19 protein-coding genes are annotated in these 19525 nt (G+C 64.6%); 18 read left to right on the forward strand and 1 reads right to left on the reverse strand.

Annotation, left to right across the window (positions count from 1 at the left end; all coding sequences use genetic code 11):
- The first annotated feature begins 46 nt into the window (after positions 1 to 46).
- From L1080_RS30585 to L1080_RS30615, 7 genes are all read left to right on the forward strand, one after another.
- Positions 47 to 1084, forward strand: a complete 1038-nt coding sequence (locus tag L1080_RS30585) for an LLM class F420-dependent oxidoreductase (protein WP_250769974.1) — start codon at positions 47 to 49, stop codon at positions 1082 to 1084.
- On the forward strand, positions 1081 to 2580 hold the full coding sequence (locus L1080_RS30590; RefSeq protein ID WP_250769972.1) for an acetyl-CoA acetyltransferase: 1500 nt from the start codon (positions 1081 to 1083) through the stop codon (positions 2578 to 2580). The genes L1080_RS30585 and L1080_RS30590 overlap by 4 nt, the downstream gene beginning before the upstream one ends.
- An 85-nt stretch (positions 2581 to 2665) precedes the next feature.
- Entirely contained in the window at positions 2666 to 2983 is a 318-nt protein-coding gene (locus L1080_RS30595; RefSeq protein WP_159923826.1) for a hypothetical protein, read from the forward strand.
- Positions 2980 to 3432 (forward strand): Zn-ribbon domain-containing OB-fold protein, encoded by a 453-nt coding sequence (locus L1080_RS30600; protein ID WP_250769970.1) that lies wholly within the window; start codon positions 2980 to 2982, stop codon positions 3430 to 3432. The genes L1080_RS30595 and L1080_RS30600 overlap by 4 nt, the downstream gene beginning before the upstream one ends.
- The gene (locus tag L1080_RS30605; protein WP_250769968.1) at positions 3429 to 4622 is read left to right on the forward strand and encodes a thiolase C-terminal domain-containing protein; all 1194 of its coding nucleotides are present in this window, start codon (positions 3429 to 3431) and stop codon (positions 4620 to 4622) included. The genes L1080_RS30600 and L1080_RS30605 overlap by 4 nt, the downstream gene beginning before the upstream one ends.
- A gap of 25 nt (positions 4623 to 4647) precedes the next feature.
- Positions 4648 to 6120, forward strand: a complete 1473-nt coding sequence (locus tag L1080_RS30610; RefSeq protein ID WP_250769965.1) for an aldehyde dehydrogenase — start codon at positions 4648 to 4650, stop codon at positions 6118 to 6120.
- Positions 6121 to 6159: 39 nt separating this feature from the next.
- Positions 6160 to 8589, forward strand: a complete 2430-nt coding sequence (locus tag L1080_RS30615; protein ID WP_250769962.1) for a CaiB/BaiF CoA transferase family protein — start codon at positions 6160 to 6162, stop codon at positions 8587 to 8589.
- 82 nt (positions 8590 to 8671) lie between these two features.
- Here the strand turns inward: L1080_RS30615 and L1080_RS30620 are convergent, their stop codons facing one another.
- Positions 8672 to 9910: a cytochrome P450 gene (locus L1080_RS30620; protein ID WP_250769959.1), complete on the reverse strand. Its 1239-nt coding sequence runs from the start codon at positions 9908 to 9910 to the stop codon at positions 8672 to 8674.
- Positions 9911 to 10403: 493 nt separating this feature from the next.
- On the opposite strand from L1080_RS30620, the gene L1080_RS30625 reads away from it, so the two are divergent.
- The 11 genes from L1080_RS30625 (at position 10404) to L1080_RS30675 (ending at position 19484) form a co-directional block, all read left to right on the forward strand.
- Positions 10404 to 11594: an LLM class flavin-dependent oxidoreductase gene (locus L1080_RS30625; protein WP_459032297.1), complete on the forward strand. Its 1191-nt coding sequence runs from the start codon at positions 10404 to 10406 to the stop codon at positions 11592 to 11594.
- Positions 11595 to 11643: 49 nt separating this feature from the next.
- Positions 11644 to 12465 (forward strand): mycofactocin-coupled SDR family oxidoreductase, encoded by an 822-nt coding sequence (locus L1080_RS30630; protein WP_159923841.1) that lies wholly within the window; start codon positions 11644 to 11646, stop codon positions 12463 to 12465.
- Positions 12466 to 12539: 74 nt separating this feature from the next.
- Complete coding sequence (locus L1080_RS30635; protein WP_250769956.1) at positions 12540 to 13022, forward strand: Zn-ribbon domain-containing OB-fold protein; 483 nt, start codon at positions 12540 to 12542, stop codon at positions 13020 to 13022.
- The gene (locus L1080_RS30640; RefSeq protein ID WP_250769953.1) at positions 13019 to 14194 is read left to right on the forward strand and encodes a thiolase C-terminal domain-containing protein; all 1176 of its coding nucleotides are present in this window, start codon (positions 13019 to 13021) and stop codon (positions 14192 to 14194) included. Before L1080_RS30635 ends, L1080_RS30640 begins: the two co-directional genes overlap by 4 nt.
- A gap of 18 nt (positions 14195 to 14212) precedes the next feature.
- Complete coding sequence (locus tag L1080_RS30645; RefSeq protein WP_250769950.1) at positions 14213 to 14707, forward strand: lipocalin-like domain-containing protein; 495 nt, start codon at positions 14213 to 14215, stop codon at positions 14705 to 14707.
- Entirely contained in the window at positions 14704 to 15231 is a 528-nt protein-coding gene (locus tag L1080_RS30650) for a hypothetical protein (protein ID WP_250769947.1), read from the forward strand. Before L1080_RS30645 ends, L1080_RS30650 begins: the two co-directional genes overlap by 4 nt.
- Positions 15215 to 15529, forward strand: a complete 315-nt coding sequence (locus tag L1080_RS30655) for a hypothetical protein (protein ID WP_250769944.1) — start codon at positions 15215 to 15217, stop codon at positions 15527 to 15529. The genes L1080_RS30650 and L1080_RS30655 overlap by 17 nt, the downstream gene beginning before the upstream one ends.
- An 11-nt stretch (positions 15530 to 15540) precedes the next feature.
- The gene (locus tag L1080_RS30660) at positions 15541 to 16077 is read left to right on the forward strand and encodes a flavin reductase family protein (RefSeq protein WP_159923853.1); all 537 of its coding nucleotides are present in this window, start codon (positions 15541 to 15543) and stop codon (positions 16075 to 16077) included.
- The gene (locus tag L1080_RS30665; protein ID WP_250769941.1) at positions 16077 to 16739 is read left to right on the forward strand and encodes a TetR/AcrR family transcriptional regulator; all 663 of its coding nucleotides are present in this window, start codon (positions 16077 to 16079) and stop codon (positions 16737 to 16739) included. The genes L1080_RS30660 and L1080_RS30665 overlap by 1 nt, the downstream gene beginning before the upstream one ends.
- Before the next feature lie 93 nt (positions 16740 to 16832).
- Positions 16833 to 18248, forward strand: coding sequence for an aldehyde dehydrogenase family protein (locus L1080_RS30670; RefSeq protein ID WP_159923857.1), 1416 nt, complete (start codon positions 16833 to 16835; stop codon positions 18246 to 18248).
- 45 nt (positions 18249 to 18293) lie between these two features.
- Positions 18294 to 19484: an aromatic ring-hydroxylating oxygenase subunit alpha gene (locus tag L1080_RS30675; RefSeq protein WP_159923859.1), complete on the forward strand. Its 1191-nt coding sequence runs from the start codon at positions 18294 to 18296 to the stop codon at positions 19482 to 19484.
- Positions 19485 to 19525: the final 41 nt, after the last annotated feature.

Consider the following 19525-nt stretch of genomic DNA (forward strand, 5'->3'; position numbering starts at 1 on the left):
CATTCCGACCGATTCGACGGCACACAGAGAAGCAGTGAGTAAAAGTATGAGAGTGGGAATCGCCGCAGGGTATTGGGGATCGGGCCCGCCCCGCAATGTCGAAAGAATGCTCGCCGAGGCCGAGGCCCTCGGCGTCGACAGTTTCTGGACCGCCGAGACCTACGGCTCCGACGCACTGACACCGCTCGCGTGGTGGGGAGCGCAGACCTCGACGATCAAGCTCGGTACTTCGGTGTGCCAGATGTCGGCGCGCACTCCGACGGCGCTGGCAATGGCCGCGCTGACTCTAGATCATCTCAGCGGTGGCCGCGTGATCATCGGCATCGGTGCATCCGGACCGCAGGTCGTCGAGGGCTGGTACGGGCAGCCCTACCCGCGGCCCCTCGAACGCACCCGCGAGTACATCGAGATCATGCGGCAGGTGTGGGCGCGCGAGAAGCCGGTGACCTACTCCGGGCGGCATTACCAGCTTCCCGTCGAGGGCGGTTCCGGCTTGGGTAAGCCACTGAAGTCGATCGTTCATCCCCTGCGGGGCGATATCCCGGTCTACATGGGCGCCGAGGGCCCGACGAACGTGGCGTTGGCCGCCGAAATCGCTGATGGCTGGACGCCGCTGTGGTTCTCGCCCAAGAGCGACGAATTCTACCGCAAGGCACTGGCCGAAGGCTTCGCACGGGACGGAGCACGCCGCACCGCCGAGGACTTCGAGATCGCGAACGTGTGCTGGCTCGTCGAGAACGACGACGTGGAAAAGGCCGCCTCCCGGCTCAAGCCGACGGTCGCGTTGTATGCCGGCGGCATGGGCGCCAAGGGCGCCAATTTCCACAACGACGTGTTCGCGCGCATGGGTTGGGGCGAGGTCTGCGCCGAAATCCAGGAGCTGTACCTGGGCGGTCGGCCCGACCTTGCGGCCCAGGCCGTTCCCACCGCGATGGTCGAAGATGTCGCGTTGATCGGTCCCGCGGACAAGATCATCGAAGAGGTCGAAAACAAGTGGAAGAACACGTGTCTGACCACTCTCATTCTCGGTGGGTGGCCTAAGCCGGAGAACCGTGAGCGCATCCTCGCGGCGGTGCAGTCGTGACCCTGCAGTCGAGAACGGCCCTGGACCCGAGAACCCCGGTCCTGGTCGGTACCGGCCAGACCAGCGAACGCCAGGGCGGCGTGGAGCCCGTCGATCTGATGGTGCGCGCGGCGCGGGCAGCAGCTGCCGACGCGGGATCGACGCGCCTGCTCGAACTCGTCGATTCGGTCCGGGTGGTCGGGCTGCTGTCCTGGCGTTACCGGGATCCGGGCGCGCTCGTGGGTGCGCGGATCGGCGCGACCGTGCGACACACCGGTTACTCCGGTAACGGCGGAAGCACGCCGCAGGTGCTCGTCAACGGGGCTGCCGAGGACATCGCCGCCGGGCGATCCGATGTCGTGCTCATCGGCGGCGCCGAATCGTGGCGGACCCGCACCAAGTTGCGGGCACAGAAGCTGCGCCCCGACTGGACGGTGCAGGACGAGTCGGTACCCGCCGCTGACATCCTGGTCACGGACGTGCCGATGGCGGCAGAGAGTGAACGCCGCATCGGTCTGGATCGGCCCTCGTATGTCTATCCGCTGTTCGAACAGGCGCTGCGGGTATCGGCGGGACGTTCACTCGAGGAGCATCGGGAGGTCGTCGGCGGGTTGTGGTCGCGGTTCAGCAAGATCGCGGCGACGAATCCGAACGCGTGGGTGCAGCGTGAATACACCGCTGCGGAGATCTCGACGCCGTCGCCCGACAACCGGATGATCTCCACGCCCTATACCAAGCTGCTCAATTCGAACAACATGGTTGATCAGAGCGCGGTGCTGCTGATGTGCTCGGTCGAGACCGCGACCCGACTTGGTATCCCGCAGGAGAAGTGGGTGTTTCCGCAGTCCGGCACCGAATCACACGATACGTACGCGATCGCCGAACGCGAGGCGCTCGACGGCTCCCCGGCAATACGCATCGCCGGGGCGCGGGCCCTCGATCTCGCCGGTATCGGACTGGACGAGGTTGCCTACGTCGACGTGTACTCGTGCTTCCCGTCGGCGGTGCAGGTCGCGGCGAAGGAGCTGGGGCTCGCGCTCGATGATCCCGGCCGGCCGCTGACGGTGACCGGTGGCCTGACGTTCGGCGGTGGGCCGTGGAACAACTATGTCAGCCACTCGATTGCGACGATGGCGACGCGGTTGCGCGAATCTCCGGGATCGTACGGTTTGGTGACCGCCAACAGTGGTTACCTCACCAAGCACGCCATGGGCGTGTACCGGACCGAACCTCCCGTCGGCGGGTTCAAGCGTCTGGACGTGCAGGCCGAGGTCGATGCGCAGCGCACGACGAGAGCGCTGGTGTCCTACACGGGCAGGGCGTCGGCGGAATCGTGGACTGTGGTGTACGGCCGCGACGGCTCCCCGGAGCGCGGTTTCCTCGCGGCCCGCACCGCGACGGGGGAGCGGACCCTTGCGGTCAGCACGGACGCCGAGGATCTCGTCACCCTCGCCGAGGTCGATATTGCCGGTCAGCAGGTTTCGATCTCCGAAGAGGGGCACTTCCGCTTCGCATAATCTTGACGCCCTTTTACCTAATGCCATAAGGTTAATGCACTGACGGACACGGCATGCACGTGTCACGAAATCGAGGAGTTTCCAGATGTCTGTCGAAGACTTTCGCGCACTGTACGAACAGCATGTCGGCCACGTTGTCGCCGGAAACGTGAAGGCCGCTCTCGCCGACATGGTGCGAGAGAACATTCCGCAGGTCTTCGACGGAGTCGACACCCCCCGGGAGGCCGCGCAAGGCTTCGAGATCAAGGATGTGCGCGCCGAGGGCGACCGAATGGTCGGCGAAACCGTCTATGACATGGGTGACCGGTCGATCGGGCTGCGCTCGATCTGGGAACGGCACGACGGACGCTGGCTCGCCGCGGCACTCGAGAACTTCCCCACCGGAACGGAGGCACACGCATGACCGCACCAGAGCCCGTCGCGGAACCGTGGGGCCCCACACCCGACGGACTCGATCGACCGTACTGGGACGGCCTGCGCGTCGATGAGCTGCGCCTTCAGCGCTGCAACGAATGCAGCACCTGGATCTGGGGTCCGCAGGCCATCTGCGGTCACTGCCACAGCTTCGACCTCGGATGGGAAACCGTCGAACCGTCCGGCACCGTCTACAGCTGGAACCGCAGCTGGTACCCCTACATGGACGAATACGCCGATCGGCTGCCGTACGTGACGGTGCTGGTGGAACTGCCACACGCCGACGGCCGACGGGTGCTGGGCATACTCGCCGACGACATCGAAACGAATCCCGAGATCGGCGACCGGGTCGTCGGAGTCTTCGAACACGCCGAGGGCGCCCCCTGGCCGTTGCTGCGCTGGCGTCGCGCCGCGACCGCAGAAGGAGAAAAAGGATGAGCGCCAACATCATGCGCGGCGCGGCTGCAGTCGTCGGCGTCGCCGAACAGCATTACAAGCGCGGCGAAGCCCCGCACAGCGAGAAGCGCATGACCCTCGAGGTCATTCTTCGAGCGTGTGCCGACGCGGGTATCAGCCCCCGCGAGATCGACGGTTTCGTCTCCTACGCGGGTGGCGCCAACGACGGTGCCATCATCGGCGGCGCATTGCTGATCGACGAACTGCGTTGGTCCAACATGATGTGGGGCGGTGGTGGCGGCAGCGTCGCAGCTGCCATCACGAATGCGGCCACCGCGATCGCCACCGGCCAGGCAGACTGTGTCGTCGTGTATCGCGCGATGTCGCAGGCGGATACGGGCCGGCTCGGATACGCGAAGTATCACTACGGCAGTCACTTTCTCGCCCACGGCATCGGCTCGCCCGCACAGATTTGCGCGATGCGCACCCAACGGATGCTCGAGCACGGCGGAGTGCCGCGCACGGCCATGCGTTCTCTCGTCCTCGCGTCGTATCAGCACGCGCAGAAGAACCCCACCGCGCAGGGCTACGGACGACCCCTCGACGAGGAGGCCTACGAAAACTCACGGTTGATCGCCGAGCCCTTCCACCTGTTCGACTGCTCCCGGGAAAGCGATGGCGCGGTCGCGCTGGTGCTCGTCTCGGCCGAGCGAGCCAAGACCCTGCGTCCCGACCCGGCGTATCTCCTCGCGGGCGCGCAAGGTGCACCGGGCGGATACTCGGAACTGATCGACAACGATCTCGGTGAGCAGTACATGAGCGCCGGATTCGGCCCGGCCAACAACGGCAAGCCCGGCGTCGCCGAAAGGCTCTGGTCCGCAGCCGGTCTCGGGCCGGACGACGTGGACGTGGTCCAGGTGTACGAAAACTTCAGTGGCCCCGCCGTGGCGGCGCTGATCGATCACGGTCTGTGCCCGCCGGGCGAGGCTGCCGGCACATTCATGACCATCGAGAACCTCACCGCGCCGAACGGCAAGCTGCCCGTCAACACCAGCGGCGGCAACCTCGCCGATTCGTTCATCAACGGCCTGAACCTGGCGGTCGAGGCGGTCAGGCAGATTCGCGGCACCTCGACCAACCCGGTGGACGGCGCGAAGACGTCGCTGTTCATCGGCGGCCCGATGGCACCGCTGGTGAGTTCGGTGCTGTTCGGCCACGAAGAGACCCTGTGACCGCCCCCTTTCCGAAAGGCATGACATGAACGACCGTGACACGATACGCGGTGACAACGCCACGGACAGGAATGAGCTGTTCATCGGTGGCCGATGGGTGGCACCGAAGTCCGGAGGCACCGTCGATGTCATCGAGGCAGCCACCGAGAAGGTACTGGGCACCTCCGCGATGGCGTCCGAAGCCGACATCGATGCGGCCGTCGCGGCCGCGCGCACCGCACTGAGTGGTCAGTGGAGTGCGCTGACCAACGTCGAGCGGGCCGATCTGCTCGACAAGTTCGCTGCCGCCCTCAAGTCACGCGGGCGGGACACCTCCCGGCTGGTGAGCCGGGAGAACGGTATGCCGATCGCCCTTTCGGGCGGTGTCAACGGTTTCGGCCCGGCAGCCATGATCTCGTACTACGCAGCTCTGATTCGCGATGCGGCCAACGAGGATGTGCGGCCGAGCGCCTTCGGTGGCCGCACCGTCGTGCGTCGCGAGCCGGTGGGTGTGGTCGCGGCCATCACGCCGTGGAACTACCCGCAACCGCTTGCGGCGATGAAGCTGGCTCCCGCACTGGCGGCGGGGTGCACGGTGGTGCTCAAGCCCGCCCCCGAGACGGCGCTCGACGCGTTCGTGTTCGCCGAGGCCGCGGTCGAGGCCGGTCTACCCGACGGCGTGGTCAACGTTGTGCCGGCCGGCCGCGATGCCGGCGCCTATCTGGTTTCCCATCCGGGAGTCGACAAGGTGGCGTTCACCGGATCCACCGCGGCAGGTCGCGCCATCGGTGAAGTGTGTGGCCGGTTGCTGCGTCCGGTCACCCTCGAGCTCGGCGGCAAGTCCGCGGCGATCGTCACCGAGCGCGCCGATCTCGACGTGTTCGTCAAGAATTTGCTCGAAGTGTCTCTGGTGAACAACGGTCAGACCTGCCACGCGAGCACCCGGATCCTCGCCCCCCGCTCGCGGTATGACGAGGTCGTCGACGCCGTCACCGAGACCGTGCGGGCACTGACCGTCGGCGATCCGCTCGACAAGGCCACCGAGATCGGTCCGCTCGTCTCGGCCGCGCAGCGTGACCGCGTCCTCGGCTACATCGAGGCCGGCCGTGCCGCCGGCTATCGCATCACCACCGGCGGCGGCACACCCGCCGCGCAGCCGCAGGGGTGGTTCGTCGAGCCGACCGTGTTTGCCGGCGTCGACAATTCCGCCCGCATCGCGCAGGAAGAGATCTTCGGCCCGGTGCTGACCATCAGCGCGTACGACGGTGAAGACGAGGCCGTCGCCATCGCCAACGACTCCGAATACGGCCTCGGTGGCACGGTCTGGACCACGGACGAGCAGCACGGTCTCGATCTGGCGGCTCGAATCCACAGCGGCACGGTGGGAGTGAACTACTACGCCCTCGACCTCGACGCGCCGTTCGGTGGCGTCAAGTCGTCCGGGCTGGGCCGCGAGCTCGGCCCGGAGGGACTCGCACCGTACTTCACCTCGAAGTCGGTGTACTTCGGAACTCGCTGACGACAGCGTATTCCGCGACGAGCAACCACTTTGGAGCGCATGATGGCACTACCTCTGCAGGGTGTCCGGGTATTGGAGCTGACGGACGGATTCGGGGACACGGCGGGGCGGTTTCTCGCCGACCTCGGCGCCGAGATCGTCCGCGTCGAACTTCCGGGAGGATCGGCTTCGCGCACGGCCCAGCCGATACGGGACGGTGTGAGCATCCCGTTCGCGCTGCGCAACGCCAACAAGCGCGGCATCGTGCTCGACCTCGACACGGACGACGACCGGGAACGGCTGCGCTTGCTGGCACAGCGCTCGGACATTCTCCTGGAGTCGTTCCCGCCGGGCTTTCTGGCCCGGCGTGGGGTGGGAGCTGCAGACCTGTGCCGCGTCAATCCCGCGCTCGTGGCCGTGTCGATCACCGGTTTCGGTCAGAACGGTCCGTATCGCGACTGGGCGGCGACCGAGCAGGTCCTCTATGCACTGAGCGGTGTGCTCTCGCGCTCCGGTGAGCCAGGGGAGGCCCCGCTGCTGCCGCCGAACGGGCTGATCGACGAATCGGTGGGTGTGCATACAGCGTGGTCCGCACTGCTCGCCTATTACGACCGGTTGCATACCGGCCACGGGCAGCTGGTCGACATCTCCGCGTTCGAGGTCATCGTGCACGGTTTCGATCCCGGTTTCGGTGTGCAGGGCTCCGCTGCCGCGGGTCGATCCGAGGACTTCCCGCGGGGCCGACCTGATGCGGCAAACTTCTACCCGGTGTATCGATGCGGCGACGGGCAGGTGCGAATCTGCCTGCTCGCGAAGCGTCAGTGGCAAGCGATGTACGAATGGTTGGGTCGGCCGGAAGAATTCGCGGATCCGAAATACGACACCATTCCCGCCCGATTCGCCGCATCCGAGCGGCTCAATCCGCTCATCGAGCAGCTGTTCAGCACGTACACCCGCGACGACCTCGTCGCGGAAGGTGCTGCGCGCGGAATTCCGATCGGCGGCCTCAACACCGTGGCCGAGGTATTGACCACCGAGCACTTCGCTGCGTCCGGTACATTCGTCGACGCCGAAATCGCTTCCGGCCTCACTGCTCGGGTCCCGTCCGGATACGCGAAGATCAACGGCGAACGCGCCGGCTTGCGCTCCCGTGCACCGCAGCTCGGGGAACACAACGATCTGGTTCTCCGCTCGGCCGGGGCCGACACCCCCGTTCCGATTCCCGCACCACAGCGCGAGCCGGGTGCACGACCGTTCGAGGGACTTCGGGTCCTCGATATGGGTGTCGTGGTGTTCGGTGCCGAGCTCGGGCGCCAGTTCGCGGACAACGGTGCCGACGTCATCAAGATCGAGAACTCTCAGTTCCCCGACGGGCTGCGCCAATCCAAGCGCGGCGCTGCGCTGGCGGCATCCGTCGCCTGGGGCCATCGCAATCGCCGCAGCCTCGGGCTCAACCTGCGCAGCCCCGAGGGTATCCGCATCTTCAAGCGGCTGGCTGCGGAAGCGGACATCGTGCTCGCCAATTTCAAGCCCGGCACCCTTGCGTCGATGGGTCTGTCGTACGACGAGCTCGCCACGATCAATCCGCGCATCATCGTGTCGGAGAGCAGCGCCTTCGGCGGTGTCGGCCCGTGGAACAAGCGACTGGGCTACGGTCCGTTGGTTCGGGCAGCCTGCGGCGTCTCGGCGCTCTGGCGATACTCCGATACTTCCGACGGATTGAGTGACGGCTCGACGGTCTACCCCGACCATATCGCCGGACAGGTCACCGCCACCACCATCCTCGCCACGTTGATTCACCGGCTGCAGACTGGACGCGGTGCCACCATCGAAGTCGCCCAAGCCGACACCGCGATCGTCCAACTCGGCAACCAACTCGTCGCCGAACACCTCGCACCGGGCTCGATCAGCGCCCCGGGCAATTCCGATCCGTACTCGGCGCCCTCCGGGGTGTACGCGTGTGCGGGCGACGACGAGTGGTGTGTTGTCACCGTCCGCGACGACGCCGACTGGGTCGCGCTGTGCGGGGTGCTCCGACGCCCCGACCTCGTCGACGATCCGCGTTTCGCCACCGCCGAGCTCAGAATTGCGCACCGGGCCGAGGCCGACGAGGTGCTGGCACAGTGGCTGCTGCTGCGCACGCCGACCGAAGCGATGGATACGTTGCAGGCCGCCGGGATACCGACCGGCGCGATGATCCGGCTCCCGGACCTGTTGACCAATCCGCACCTGACCGCGCGCGGTGCCTACACCGAGCTCGAACACGAGCTGCTTCCGGCGCCGCTTCCGACGGCCAAGCAGGTGGCGCACTTCGCGGCCTTGCCGGACTGGCCGCTGCGACAGGCACCCGTGGCAGGTGCGCAGACACGGGAAATCTGCGAGGAAGTGCTCGGTCTGAGCACAGTCGAGATCGATTCGCTCGTGCACGACGGTGTGCTGCAACCGCCCGCGGATGATCCGGCGCTGTCACCGGTCTCCTCCACGGTGTGACACAGCAGAGAAGGTCCCCGGATATTTTCTCCGGGGACCTTCTACTGTTCGGACTGCGTGCCCGCGACCGGGTTGACGGAGATCAGTGCGTCGACGGCGTGAACGTGATCGGTAGCTTCTCGCATCCGCGAACCTGGGACGAATGGAAGACCGCGGGGTTGTCCGGAACCAGCGCGTAGTCGGGAATTCTCCGGTGGATCTCCTCCATCGCGAGTCGCAGCTCGAGCCGCGCGAGATGGGAGCCGAGGCAGCGATGCGGACCTGCGCCGAAGCCGATGTGCCGGTTGGGGTGCCGTTCGATCTGTAACTCCTCAGGGCTGTCGAACTCGTCGTCGTCGCGGTTTGCGGACGTCATGACGACCAACAGTTGATCGCCGGCCTTGATGGAGACACCACCGATCTCGGCATCCCGGGTCGCGCGACGCCCGCTGCTCGTGGCGGTTTCGATCCGCAGGATCTCCTCCACAGCCGACGGAATCAGCGTCGGGTCGTCGATGATCGCCTCGCGCTGCTCGGGGTTGTGCGACAGGTGGATCAGTCCCCAGGCGAGAGCACCCTGGACGGTGTGCAGTCCCGCGACGAGCAGCAGGAAGAACATCCGGCTCAGTTCCTCGTCGGTGAGTGGCCGAGGTGTTCCGTCGACGTCGAGCGGGGTGTTGATGATCTGCGCGGTAAGGCTCTCGGAACTGTCGTCACCGGATCGAACTCGTGCGACGACCTTCCCGAAGTACTCGTAAATCTCTCCGGCGGCCTTCGCGCGCGCCTCGGCCGATTCCGCCTCGCTCGCCCCGGGGATCCCCTGAAGGGTGATGTCGGTCCACTCCGTGAATTGTGGCGCGTCACTCAGCGGCCATCCCATGAGCGCAAGGAAAATCCGAGTCGGCAGCTCGTGTGCGAACTCCGAGATGAACTCGCATTCGCCCTTGTCGGCGAATTGGTCGATCAACTCGGTGATGATTTTCCGGATCTCCGGCTCGAGCGCCTTCATCTGCTTGGGACTGAACAGCGGCTGCAATGCCTGCCGGTAGTAGCTGTGTTCGGGCGGATCGAGCTCGAGCGGAAGGAACTTGCCCTGCGCGGCATTGAGCAGATTGTTCGGAAAGCTCGAGAATGTCTCCGGATCCTGGAGTACTTGAAGCGCTTCTTTGTACCGCGTGACCACCCAATGCCCCCCGTGATGCGGGGAGTAGAGGACCGGCCCTTGCTTGCGCAGCGCGGCGACGCGCTCCTGGAACACGTCGGCGGGCACGGCCAGGGAGGGGTCGTACACATCGAAGTCGGTGATCAGATGTTCGGGAATATCGAGCTGTGTCGTCGTCATTGGCGATCCTTCGCGAGGGAGTGGTCCCGGGATCACCTCGGCGGGGTGGTGATCTTCCGGGCGTCAGGCGAGTTCGCGCTGTGGCGAGCGCGAAGGCCGACGTGAGAGGGGCGATTGCCCTGAGTTGAAGGTAGATCAGCTCTTTCCCACCGGTCAAGGGTGAATGGGCGCCAGATCCAATTTGGTAGGGAATCGCTGCCGCGTAGCAGGTTCCGCTTGACCACTTAACCGATAGGGTTTAGATTGAGCGATGTGACGCACGGCACTATGGTGCTGCTGGCGAGTCGCGTACCAACGCGGCCCTCTGTGCACCTTGTGAGCTAGTAAGTGCGAGCAGATCGTCTGTGTAACAACAAGTGTGGTGGTCCGAGCCGATTGCTTTCGTGCCGCGTAGCCGGACGGCTCGCGCCATCATCACCATTCTGCGGCGCATCACGCCACGACCGACAGGAGATCTGACGTGGAACCAAAAACTGGGAATAACGGGTCGGCCGTGAACAATGCGCCGGCCTCGAGGAAGGCACCCTTGCGGTGCGGAGTGTTCCTTCCGCCGTACCACAACCCTCGGCGGAACCCCACTATGGCGATCGAGCAGGACCTCCGCCATGTCGAGGACCTCGATCGGCTCGGATTCCATCAGGTGTGGTTCGGGGAGCATCACAGTGGTGGGTACGAGGTCGGGCCTTCGCCCGAGCTGATGATTTCGGCAGCAGCGCAGCGTACGTCGCGTATCGAGCTGTGCAGTGGCGTCATATCCCTTCCTTACCACCATCCGTTGATGGTGGCCGATCGCATCACCTTTCTGGACCACATGACCCGTGGCCGCATACGTATCGGAGTCGGGCCGGGCGCGCTCGTGGCCGATTCGCAGATGATGGGCATGGACTACAACCTGTTGCGACCGCGGATGGAAGAATCGCTCGACGCCATCCTGGAATTGCTCAATACGTCGGGACCCGTCGACCGGAAGACGGAATGGTTCTCTCTCGAGGACGCGCGAGTCCAACTCGGCCCCTATTCTTATCCGGGGGTACCGATTACTGTGGCGGCCGCGATGTCGCCGTCCGGCCCGAAGCTGGCCGGCAAGTACGGGCTCGGTCTGCTGTCTATCGGTGGTACGAGCGCCAAGTCGGTCGAGTTGCTCGCCCAGACCTGGGATATCACCACCCATGAGGCGAATGTGTACGGGCAGAGCGTCGATCGGAACGATTGGGCGATCGTCGGCAACATCCATATCGCCGACACTTTCGAGCAGGCCGTCGAAGATACGCGGTACGGGCTGCGCGACTTCATGGACTACCGCCACGTCGTCACCCCGATGAAGATGATCGAACCGGGCGAAGAAGTCGCGCACGAGGAACTGGTCCGGCGTGTCAACGAGTCCGGATACGGCTGCATCGGCGATGCGAACGATGCCATCGACTACATCCAGAAGATCATCGACCGCACTGGTGGATTCGGCACCTTCCTCGCGACAGCACACGACTGGGCAGACATCGAGGCAACCTCGCGCATGTACCGCATCCTCATGCGCGACGTCATGCCCCGATTCACGGGCACCTGCGAACCGCTGCTGAACTCCTACCACTGGACGCAGGCACGCAAGGAAGGCTTCAGCGAGCGCTTCGCGACCGGCATCAGCCAGGCGACACAAGACTACGAACGCGCGAAGAGCGCAGGGTAGTACGTCCGGCAATTCCTACATCACTACCCACTTCGAATCAGGAGAATCGATGACCTCTCTCGACGGACTCGACGGAAAAGTTGCAGTCATCACCGGCGGCGCACGAGGACAGGGCCGCTCACATGCGCTCACTCTTGCCGCTGCGGGGGCAAAGATCGTGGTCTGCGACATCGCGGCACCGATCGGCGAGGTGCAGTACGCACTCGCGACACGGGATGATCTCGAGGAGACGATCCAGCTGGTCAAGGAAGCCGGTGGCGAGATTGCCGGCATGCAGGCGGATGTCCGGAGCAGTGCAGATATGAGGGCTGTCGCGGATCTGGCCGTCTCTCAGTTCGGACGTATCGACATCCTGCTGGCTAACGCCGGCATCCACGATCACGCAGAGTCGACGATCGAGATCGAAGACGACGCGTGGCAGACGATGCTCGACGTCAACCTCACCGGCGCGTGGAAGGCGTGCAAGGCTGTCGTCCCCGTGATGATCGAGGGTGGCCGCGGCGGATCGATCGTGATCACCTCGTCGGTCGACGGGCTGGGTGCTTCCCCGTCGTGGGGGCACTACGGCGCCGCGAAGCATGGCCTGCAGGGGCTGAAGGACACCCTCGCATTCGAGCTCGCTGACCACAACATCCGTGTCAACACGGTGAACCCGACAGGAGTCAATTCGCCTATGGCGGCCGGCCTGTCGAAGGTGCTGCCGCACGTGGTGCGGAAGTGGAAGCACAACGACCGCACGAATCTGCTGGACGTGATGATGCTCGAACCGCAGGACATCTCCGACGCCGTGTTGTGGCTCGTTTCCGACGCCGCGAAGTACGTGACCGGAATCGACCTGCCGATCGATGCGGGATACCTGACCAAGCACTGATCGTCGGGTTCCCCACGACGCCCGCCTGCAGCAGAAGGAAGCGAAATGCCGATTCACGAGAGTGGAGCGATCCGATGACGCCCGGTGCCGGTACAGCACGCGAGTTTCCGGCAACGGCTCTGGCCGGTCCGTACGCAGACGGCCTCGACATGCCGTACTGGGAGGGTCTGCGGGCGGGTGAGCTGAGGTTGCAAAGGTGCGGAGAGTGCGACCTGTGGATCTGGGGACCGCGGTGGATGTGCGGCCGGTGTCAGACGTTCGACCCGAAATGGACTGCAGTGGAACCGGTCGGACGAATCTTCTCGTGGTCGCGGACGTGGCACCCCTTCATCCCGGAGCTGGCCGACGAGTTGCCGTTCGTCACGGTTCTGGTCGAACTACCGCATGCCGGGGGACGACGAGTACTCGGTCTGCTCGCCGAGAATGGTGACGGTGACATTGCCATCGGTGACGGGGTTGCGGGGATCATCCAGCAGCCCGCCGATGCACCATGGCCGGTGCTTCGCTGGCGCCTGGCGAGCACTACCACCGAGACCGAACGGGGAACCGGGCGATGACCGATACCTTTCTCCGTGGTGCCGCAGCCGTCGTGGGTGCCAGTGAATTCCATTACAAGCAAGGAGAATCGCCCGACAGCGAACTCCGGATGACTTTGCGAGCCATCGTCGAGGCTGCGGCTGACGCCGGTGTGTCACCACGCGAAATCGACGGATTCGTCTCGTACGGGGGCGGCGACAACGACGGGACGGTCGTGGGTGCGTCGCTCATGTCACCCCGGATCCGATGGTCCACCATGATCTGGGGTGGTGGCGGAGGTGGTGCTGCCGCAGCGATCACCAACGCGGCAGTCGCCATCGCTGCAGGACAAGCGCGGTGCGTCGTCGTGTATCGCGCCATGGCACAGCAGGATTCCGGCCGACTCGGATACGCCAAGCATCACTTCGACGGCCATATGCTCCCGCACGGGGTCGGATCGCCGGCGCAAGCCTGCGCGCTGCGCACCCGACGGATGCTCGAACACGACGGTGTTCCCGAATCTGCGATGAGATCCCTGGTTCTCGCCGACTACTTCCACGCGCAGCGCAACCCGTACGCCGCCGCGTACGGCCGCCCGCTCGACGAAGCCGAATACGAAGCATCGCGGATGATCGTCGAGCCCTACCGGCTGTACGACTGCTCACGGGAGAACGACGGGGCTGTGGCGCTCGTCCTGGTCGCCGCCGACCGCGCCGAGGAACTTTCACCCAGTCCGGCCTACGTGCTGGCCGGCAGTCAGGGTGCGGTCGGCGGATACGCTGTCGACAGCGAGAACGATCTCGACTACACCTCGGCCGGATTCTCCGGAGCCGCCGGAGTTGCCGAAACCTTGTGGACAGACGCCGACCTCGGTCCCGACCAGGTCGACGTCGTCCAGGTATACGAGAACTTCAGCGGCTCGGGTGTGGCTGCACTGATCGATCACGGTCTGTGCCCACCCGGTGCCGAGGCCGGCAAGGTCATGACCCTCGAGAATCTGACCGCCCCGCACGGGCTGCTCCCGGTGAATACCAGTGGTGGAAACCTCGCGGATTCGTTCGTCAACGGAATGGGTCTGGCAGTCGAGGCCGTGCGCCAGGTGCGTGGAACCTCCACCAACCAGGTTCCCGATGCACAGGTCTCACTCTTCATCGGCGGGCCCATGGCCGCATTGTCGAGCTCGGTCCTTCTCTGCACGCGCGATGTGCTGTGAGCTGAAAGGGAGCATGACATGAGCACCGATACCGACACCGACACCGAAGGCGTCTCGATCGCCGAACGAATCGTCGGGGCCTGGGAACTGGTCGAGTACTCGACGACCTCCGACAGCGGTAAAGTCGACTACCCTCTCGGTCCCGAGGCCCGCGGATTGATCATCTACTCGGCGGACGGGTTCATGTCGGCGCAAGTCATGCGCCCTGGCCGAACCCTGTACCGCTCGCGCAACGTCCACAGTGGCGAGATCAGCGAACGGAGCGAGGCTGCCGGGGGATACCTTGCGTATTCGGGGCCCTACCACGTCGACGAGGATCACTCCGCCGTATGGCACGAGATGGCGGTATCGCTGTACCCGAACTGGCTCGGTGAGAACCAGAAGCGGCATGTGCGCTTCGACGGTGACCGAATGACCCTGTCCTCGGATCCATTGGTGTTCCGCACCACGACCCTGTCACCGGCACTGGTGTGGCGACGAACCGCACCCCGTACGGGACGGACCACGTCGTGAACGGGGTACAGCTCACCGTGGCCGTGGACCTGTCGACGCCAGACGCGCCGGTCGACAGCACCATCGTGGTGCGGCGCCCGGATGACCCCCGCACAGTGCGAATTACAGCCCCGAACCTTCGAGAGGCGCAGAAGAAGTGCGCCTACATTCGGGCCGCGGGCGACACATCCGGTGGCCGGGTCGACGTACTGCTCGACGTCGTCGTCCATATCGCGCCGGACGCTCGCACCGCGCGCTTCGAAGCCGGCACAGGACAGAGGCGCCCGTGGGCAACTGGCATGACGGAAGGCGACACCGTCGTCTACGTCGGAACGCCGAGCGGCCTGGCAAGTCTGATCCTCGACATCCGCGCGGCGGACATTGCCGACGGTGTCACTGTCGTTCCTGCTGTCACGGAGAGGAACACACGCGATGCATGTGTGCAATTACTGCTGCATGAAGTGCTGCCTATCCTCGATGCCCGCAGCCCTATCTTCCACCACACCACAATGAACGGCGGAGGAACCCATGCGGATCGTGGTTGACGAGACTTCCGGTAAGTCACAGTTCCGGCTCGAAGACGCCGACGAGTTCGGCTCCCTCCATATCGAACCGGCCGACCCGAAGTGCAGAACCTGGGCAGACCGACTCTCGCCCCTCGGCCGACCATCCGGCGCACAGCAGGTCTTCGTCAAACCAGACACGATCCGCGCCCTTGCGGGGGAGCAGGCATTGGACCCATCGTGGTTGGCGCGATTCGAAGCAATGATCGAGTTCGCTGATCGGCGCGGATGGCTCAGTCCTGCAGGCGAGATCAGGGTGCACATCGCACTGAGAGTATGAGAGGACCACACGTGTCGACACAATCGGGCAGCAGCACACAATCGGCAGTGAACACGCGGGCGCTTCGCGACGTTCTGGGACATTTCTGTTCCGGCGTGACGGTGGTGACGGCGATGGTGGGTGACGAACCGGCTGGGTTCACCTGCCAGTCGTTTTCGGCGTTGTCGCTGGATCCACCTCAGGTCTTACTGTGCCCGAGTCGGCGTTCGACGAGTTGGCCGGCGATCCGTACTGCCGAGACATTCTGTATCAACGTTCTTTCCTCGGGTCAACGCGATCTCAGCGACCGCTTCGCGAAATCGGGCGGACCCAAATTCGCCGGAGTGCAGTGGCGACCGGCCGAGCGCGGCGCGCCGATTCTCGAGGGGGTGGCTGCGTGGTTCGAGGTGGCGCTCACTGCAGAGCACGACGGTGGAGATCACCTCATCGCCGTTGGCGGCTTGCTCGATTTCGGGTCCGATCCGGTGACGGAGCCACTGGTTTTCCATCGGAGCCGATACGGCGGGGTCGTGGAGCTGAGTCTCGGGTCGATCGAAAGTGGGACATGATGGGGAGACCGGCAAAGCCTCTGATCAGCCGGAGTGCGACCATCGCGGCAAGCATCGAGATCATAGACACCGAAGGCATGGATGCGTTCAGTCTGCCGCGCGTGGCCAAACAGCTGAACGTAAGTACCTCCTCGTTGTACCACCACTTCGCTGATCGTCGTGAGCTCATGACCGAGGTGGCGAAGGAACTGATGACCGGGGCGACGGTGCCCGAGTATTCGTCGGGTACGGACTGGGTGGAGTGGTTCGTCGAACTCAGCCTCAATTACCGCGACGCGATCCTCCGTCATCCCAATGCCGCCCTCGTGTTGGTGCAATTCCTTCCCCGGGATGTCCTGACCCGAACGTATGAACGGTGTGCGCGAATCCTCGAGGGCGGGGGCGTTCCGGCGCGACTCCATGTAGTGATATTGGACGGTCTGGAGAAACTCGCTCTCGCAACCACTCTGAGCGATCTGATGCGCGATCCGGTCGGCAGCACAGAGGTCTTCCCGAAGGTCGATGAGCGTAGACACCCGACCCTCGCCCGCGCGCTCGAGGCCAACCAGTGGTCGTCGCGCGAGCTTTTCGTGGTCACTATCCGCGGATTCCTTGCCGGGGTGCTGGGTCTAGCCACGACGCCGGTAAGTGACGAAAGCCTGCGAGATCTGCTCGGATCGTGAGTGTGGAGTCGCTGCACCGTAGTGCTTTTCGGTGTGCGTGCGATTCAAGGCGCCGGTAAATTCCATCAACTCAATTCTACGGAGAGAACCATCGTGAGCCTGGAACTATATGTGGATGGCAAGTGGATTGCCTCCACGAGCACGGAGCGAATCGACGTCGTCAACCCGACCACCGAAGAGCCCATCGGGAGCGTCCCTGCCGGAGCCACCGAAGATGTCGATATGGCGGTCGCTGCCGCACGACGGGCCTTGGGCAAATGGTCGCAGACAGCCCCGCACACGCGGGCCGAATTCGTGTCGCGTCTGGCCGACGAACTGGAGCGGCGACAGGACGACATCACCGACACCGTCGTCGCCGAGGTCGGCACGCCACGCAGGGTCGCTCGGTGGGCCCAGGTCGGACTGGGCATCGTCGATCTGCGGGAGGCAGTGACCGCGGCGAAGGACTTCCCGTGGGAAGAACCGCTCCGCAACTCCCTTATCGTGCGTGAGCCGGTCGGCGTGATCGGATGTATCACGCCCTGGAACTACCCGTTGCACCAGATCACCGCCAAGATCGGCGCTGCGCTCGTGGCCGGGTGCACGGTGGTCGTCAAGGCCAGTGAGGTAGCTCCGTTCACTGCCCACGCTCTGGCAGAGGCGGTCGAAGCGGTCGGGATCCCGGCCGGAGTTTTCAATATGGTGCACGGGTACGGTCCGATTGTGGGTGAGACCATCGCCGTTCACCCGGATATCGACATGATCAGCTTCACCGGATCGAACTCGGTCGGTAAGCGAGTGCTGGAACTGGCCGCCGGGACCGTGAAGCGGGTGTCGGTCGAGCTGGGTGGCAAGAGCGCCGCGGTACTGCTCGATGACCTCGATGTCGAGGAGTTCGCGAAGGCCGTGCCGCACACCGTGCGTGCCTGCTATATGAACGGCGGGCAGTCCTGCAACGCGCAGACTCGCATGCTCGTACCGCGCTCGCGCCTGTCCGAGGCAGAAAAGCTCGCCGCCAAGGCAGTGGCGGCATATGCCCCGGGCGATCCCACGAGCGGCGACACGAAGCTTGGACCCATGGTGACCGCAGCTCAGCGCGAGCGGGTGCTCGGCTACATTCGTGCCGGCGTCAAGGAGGGCGCGAAGCTCGTCGCCGGCTCGGTCGACGCACCTGCCCGTACCGGATTCTTCGTCCAACCCACAGTGTTTTCCGAGGTGGACCCGGACAGCACGATCGCCCAGGAGGAAATTTTCGGTCCGGTGCTGTCGATCATCGCGTACGACACGACCGAGGAAGCGATCGACATCGCGAACGGAACGATCTTCGGTATTGCCGGCGCTGTGTGGTCCGCCGACCCCGAGCGCGCGAAGTCGGTGGCGCGCAGACTGCGTGCGACGCAGATCGAGGTCAACGGTGGAAAGTTCAATGGCGCCGCACCGTTCGGCGGATTCAAGCAATCCGGCCACGGGCGTGAGGGCGGGGCATTCGGCCTCGAAGAGTTTGTCGAAATCAAGAGTCTGCAGCTTTAGCGACGGTCTTGTGGGCCCGCAGCGGTCCCCGAAGGAGTGAGCACGATGGTCTACACCGATCTGCCGTACGACGAGGAGACGAAAGCGGGTTTTGCCCGGGCGATGTTCGATCACCTCGACAACGGCACCACCGATATGGCACCGGAAATCCTCGAGGTCGATCCGCGCGTCTACACCGATCCGGAGCTGGCGGCGCGGGAGCGCAGAGAACTGTTCGGGTATGTGCCGATCATCGCGGCACACAGTACCGAACTGCCCGGAAACAACGACTTCGCGACCGTCCAACTGCCGAACAACGAAGTTGTTCTCGTTCGGCAGGCGGACGGGAGAGTGCGTGGCTTCGTGAACACCTGCCGGCATCGAGGAGCGCAGCTCGTTCCCGAGGAGAAGGGTTCGAAGCGCATCTTTTCGTGCCGCTACCACGGGTGGGCGTATGGCAGCGATGGCAGGCTGCGGTCGATCGCGGACGAGCCCACGTTCGGGACGGTCGATCGTAGTTGCATGAGTTTGCTGGAGGTTCCGGTCGAGGAACGGCACGGCTTCGTCTGGGTCATCGACTCCGCCGCGGGTGATCGCAAGATCGACATCGCGGAGTGGCTCGGCCGCGAGTTCGACGAGTCCCTCGCCGCCATGGAAATGGACAAGTACCACTGCCATATCGCCCAGAACTTCGATGTGGACATCAACTGGAAGGTGCTGATGGACGCCTTCCTCGACGGCTACCACATCACCTCGACCCACGCCGGAACCGTTGCCCCGTACTTCTACAACAACGCGCAGGCGTGGGAGCCGATGGGAAGGCACGGACGAATGGTCACCGCTCGCAAGAGCATCGACTCGGTGCGCGATGTGGCACCCGAGGATGCCCCCATCGATCGGCATATCACCGTTGCTCACTTTCTGATGCCCAATATGTCGGTGCTCCGTCAACCGGATCATCTGGAGGTGCTCAACTTCGTCCCCGCCCCGGGCACAGCCGTCGGGACTCGGATGCAGATGCGTTTGCTCACTCGGGAGCCGGTGGTCACGGACGAGCAGAAGGCGCGGTGGGACAAGAACTGGAAAATCCTCATGGCCGTGCTACGCGACGAGGACCTCGTGGTCAACGAGGGCCTGCAGAAGTCCGTGGCGAATACAGATGTCGGACCCCTCTATTTCGGACGCAACGAGATTGCCAACCAGCACTTCCACCAATGGATGGGGCGCGCGTTCGCAGATCCGCGCAAGTGGGGCTGAGCTCCTTCGCACCCATGGTGTGAATACCGCGCCATCCGTGC

The organism is Rhodococcus sp. MSC1_016 (assembly GCF_023667485.2).
In the GTDB taxonomy this organism is placed as follows: domain Bacteria; phylum Actinomycetota; class Actinomycetes; order Mycobacteriales; family Mycobacteriaceae; genus Rhodococcus_F; species Rhodococcus_F oxybenzonivorans.

Coding starts and splice junctions, on each gene's coding strand:
- L1080_RS30615 (WP_250769962.1), top strand. CDS start 6,160: ATGATGGCACTACCTCTGCAGGGTGTCCGGGTATTGGAGCTGACGGAC.
- L1080_RS30635 (WP_250769956.1), top strand. CDS start 12,540: ATGACGCCCGGTGCCGGTACAGCACGCGAGTTTCCGGCAACGGCTCTG.
- L1080_RS30600 (WP_250769970.1), top strand. CDS start 2,980: ATGACCGCACCAGAGCCCGTCGCGGAACCGTGGGGCCCCACACCCGAC.
- L1080_RS30630 (WP_159923841.1), top strand. CDS start 11,644: ATGACCTCTCTCGACGGACTCGACGGAAAAGTTGCAGTCATCACCGGC.
- L1080_RS30640 (WP_250769953.1), top strand. CDS start 13,019: ATGACCGATACCTTTCTCCGTGGTGCCGCAGCCGTCGTGGGTGCCAGT.
- L1080_RS30595 (WP_159923826.1), top strand. CDS start 2,666: ATGTCTGTCGAAGACTTTCGCGCACTGTACGAACAGCATGTCGGCCAC.
- L1080_RS30610 (WP_250769965.1), top strand. CDS start 4,648: ATGAACGACCGTGACACGATACGCGGTGACAACGCCACGGACAGGAAT.
- L1080_RS30605 (WP_250769968.1), top strand. CDS start 3,429: ATGAGCGCCAACATCATGCGCGGCGCGGCTGCAGTCGTCGGCGTCGCC.
- L1080_RS30675 (WP_159923859.1), top strand. CDS start 18,294: ATGGTCTACACCGATCTGCCGTACGACGAGGAGACGAAAGCGGGTTTT.
- L1080_RS30655 (WP_250769944.1), top strand. CDS start 15,215: ATGCGGATCGTGGTTGACGAGACTTCCGGTAAGTCACAGTTCCGGCTC.
- L1080_RS30665 (WP_250769941.1), top strand. CDS start 16,077: ATGGGGAGACCGGCAAAGCCTCTGATCAGCCGGAGTGCGACCATCGCG.
- L1080_RS30620 (WP_250769959.1), bottom strand. CDS start 9,910: ATGACGACGACACAGCTCGATATTCCCGAACATCTGATCACCGACTTC.
- L1080_RS30645 (WP_250769950.1), top strand. CDS start 14,213: ATGAGCACCGATACCGACACCGACACCGAAGGCGTCTCGATCGCCGAA.
- L1080_RS30585 (WP_250769974.1), top strand. CDS start 47: ATGAGAGTGGGAATCGCCGCAGGGTATTGGGGATCGGGCCCGCCCCGC.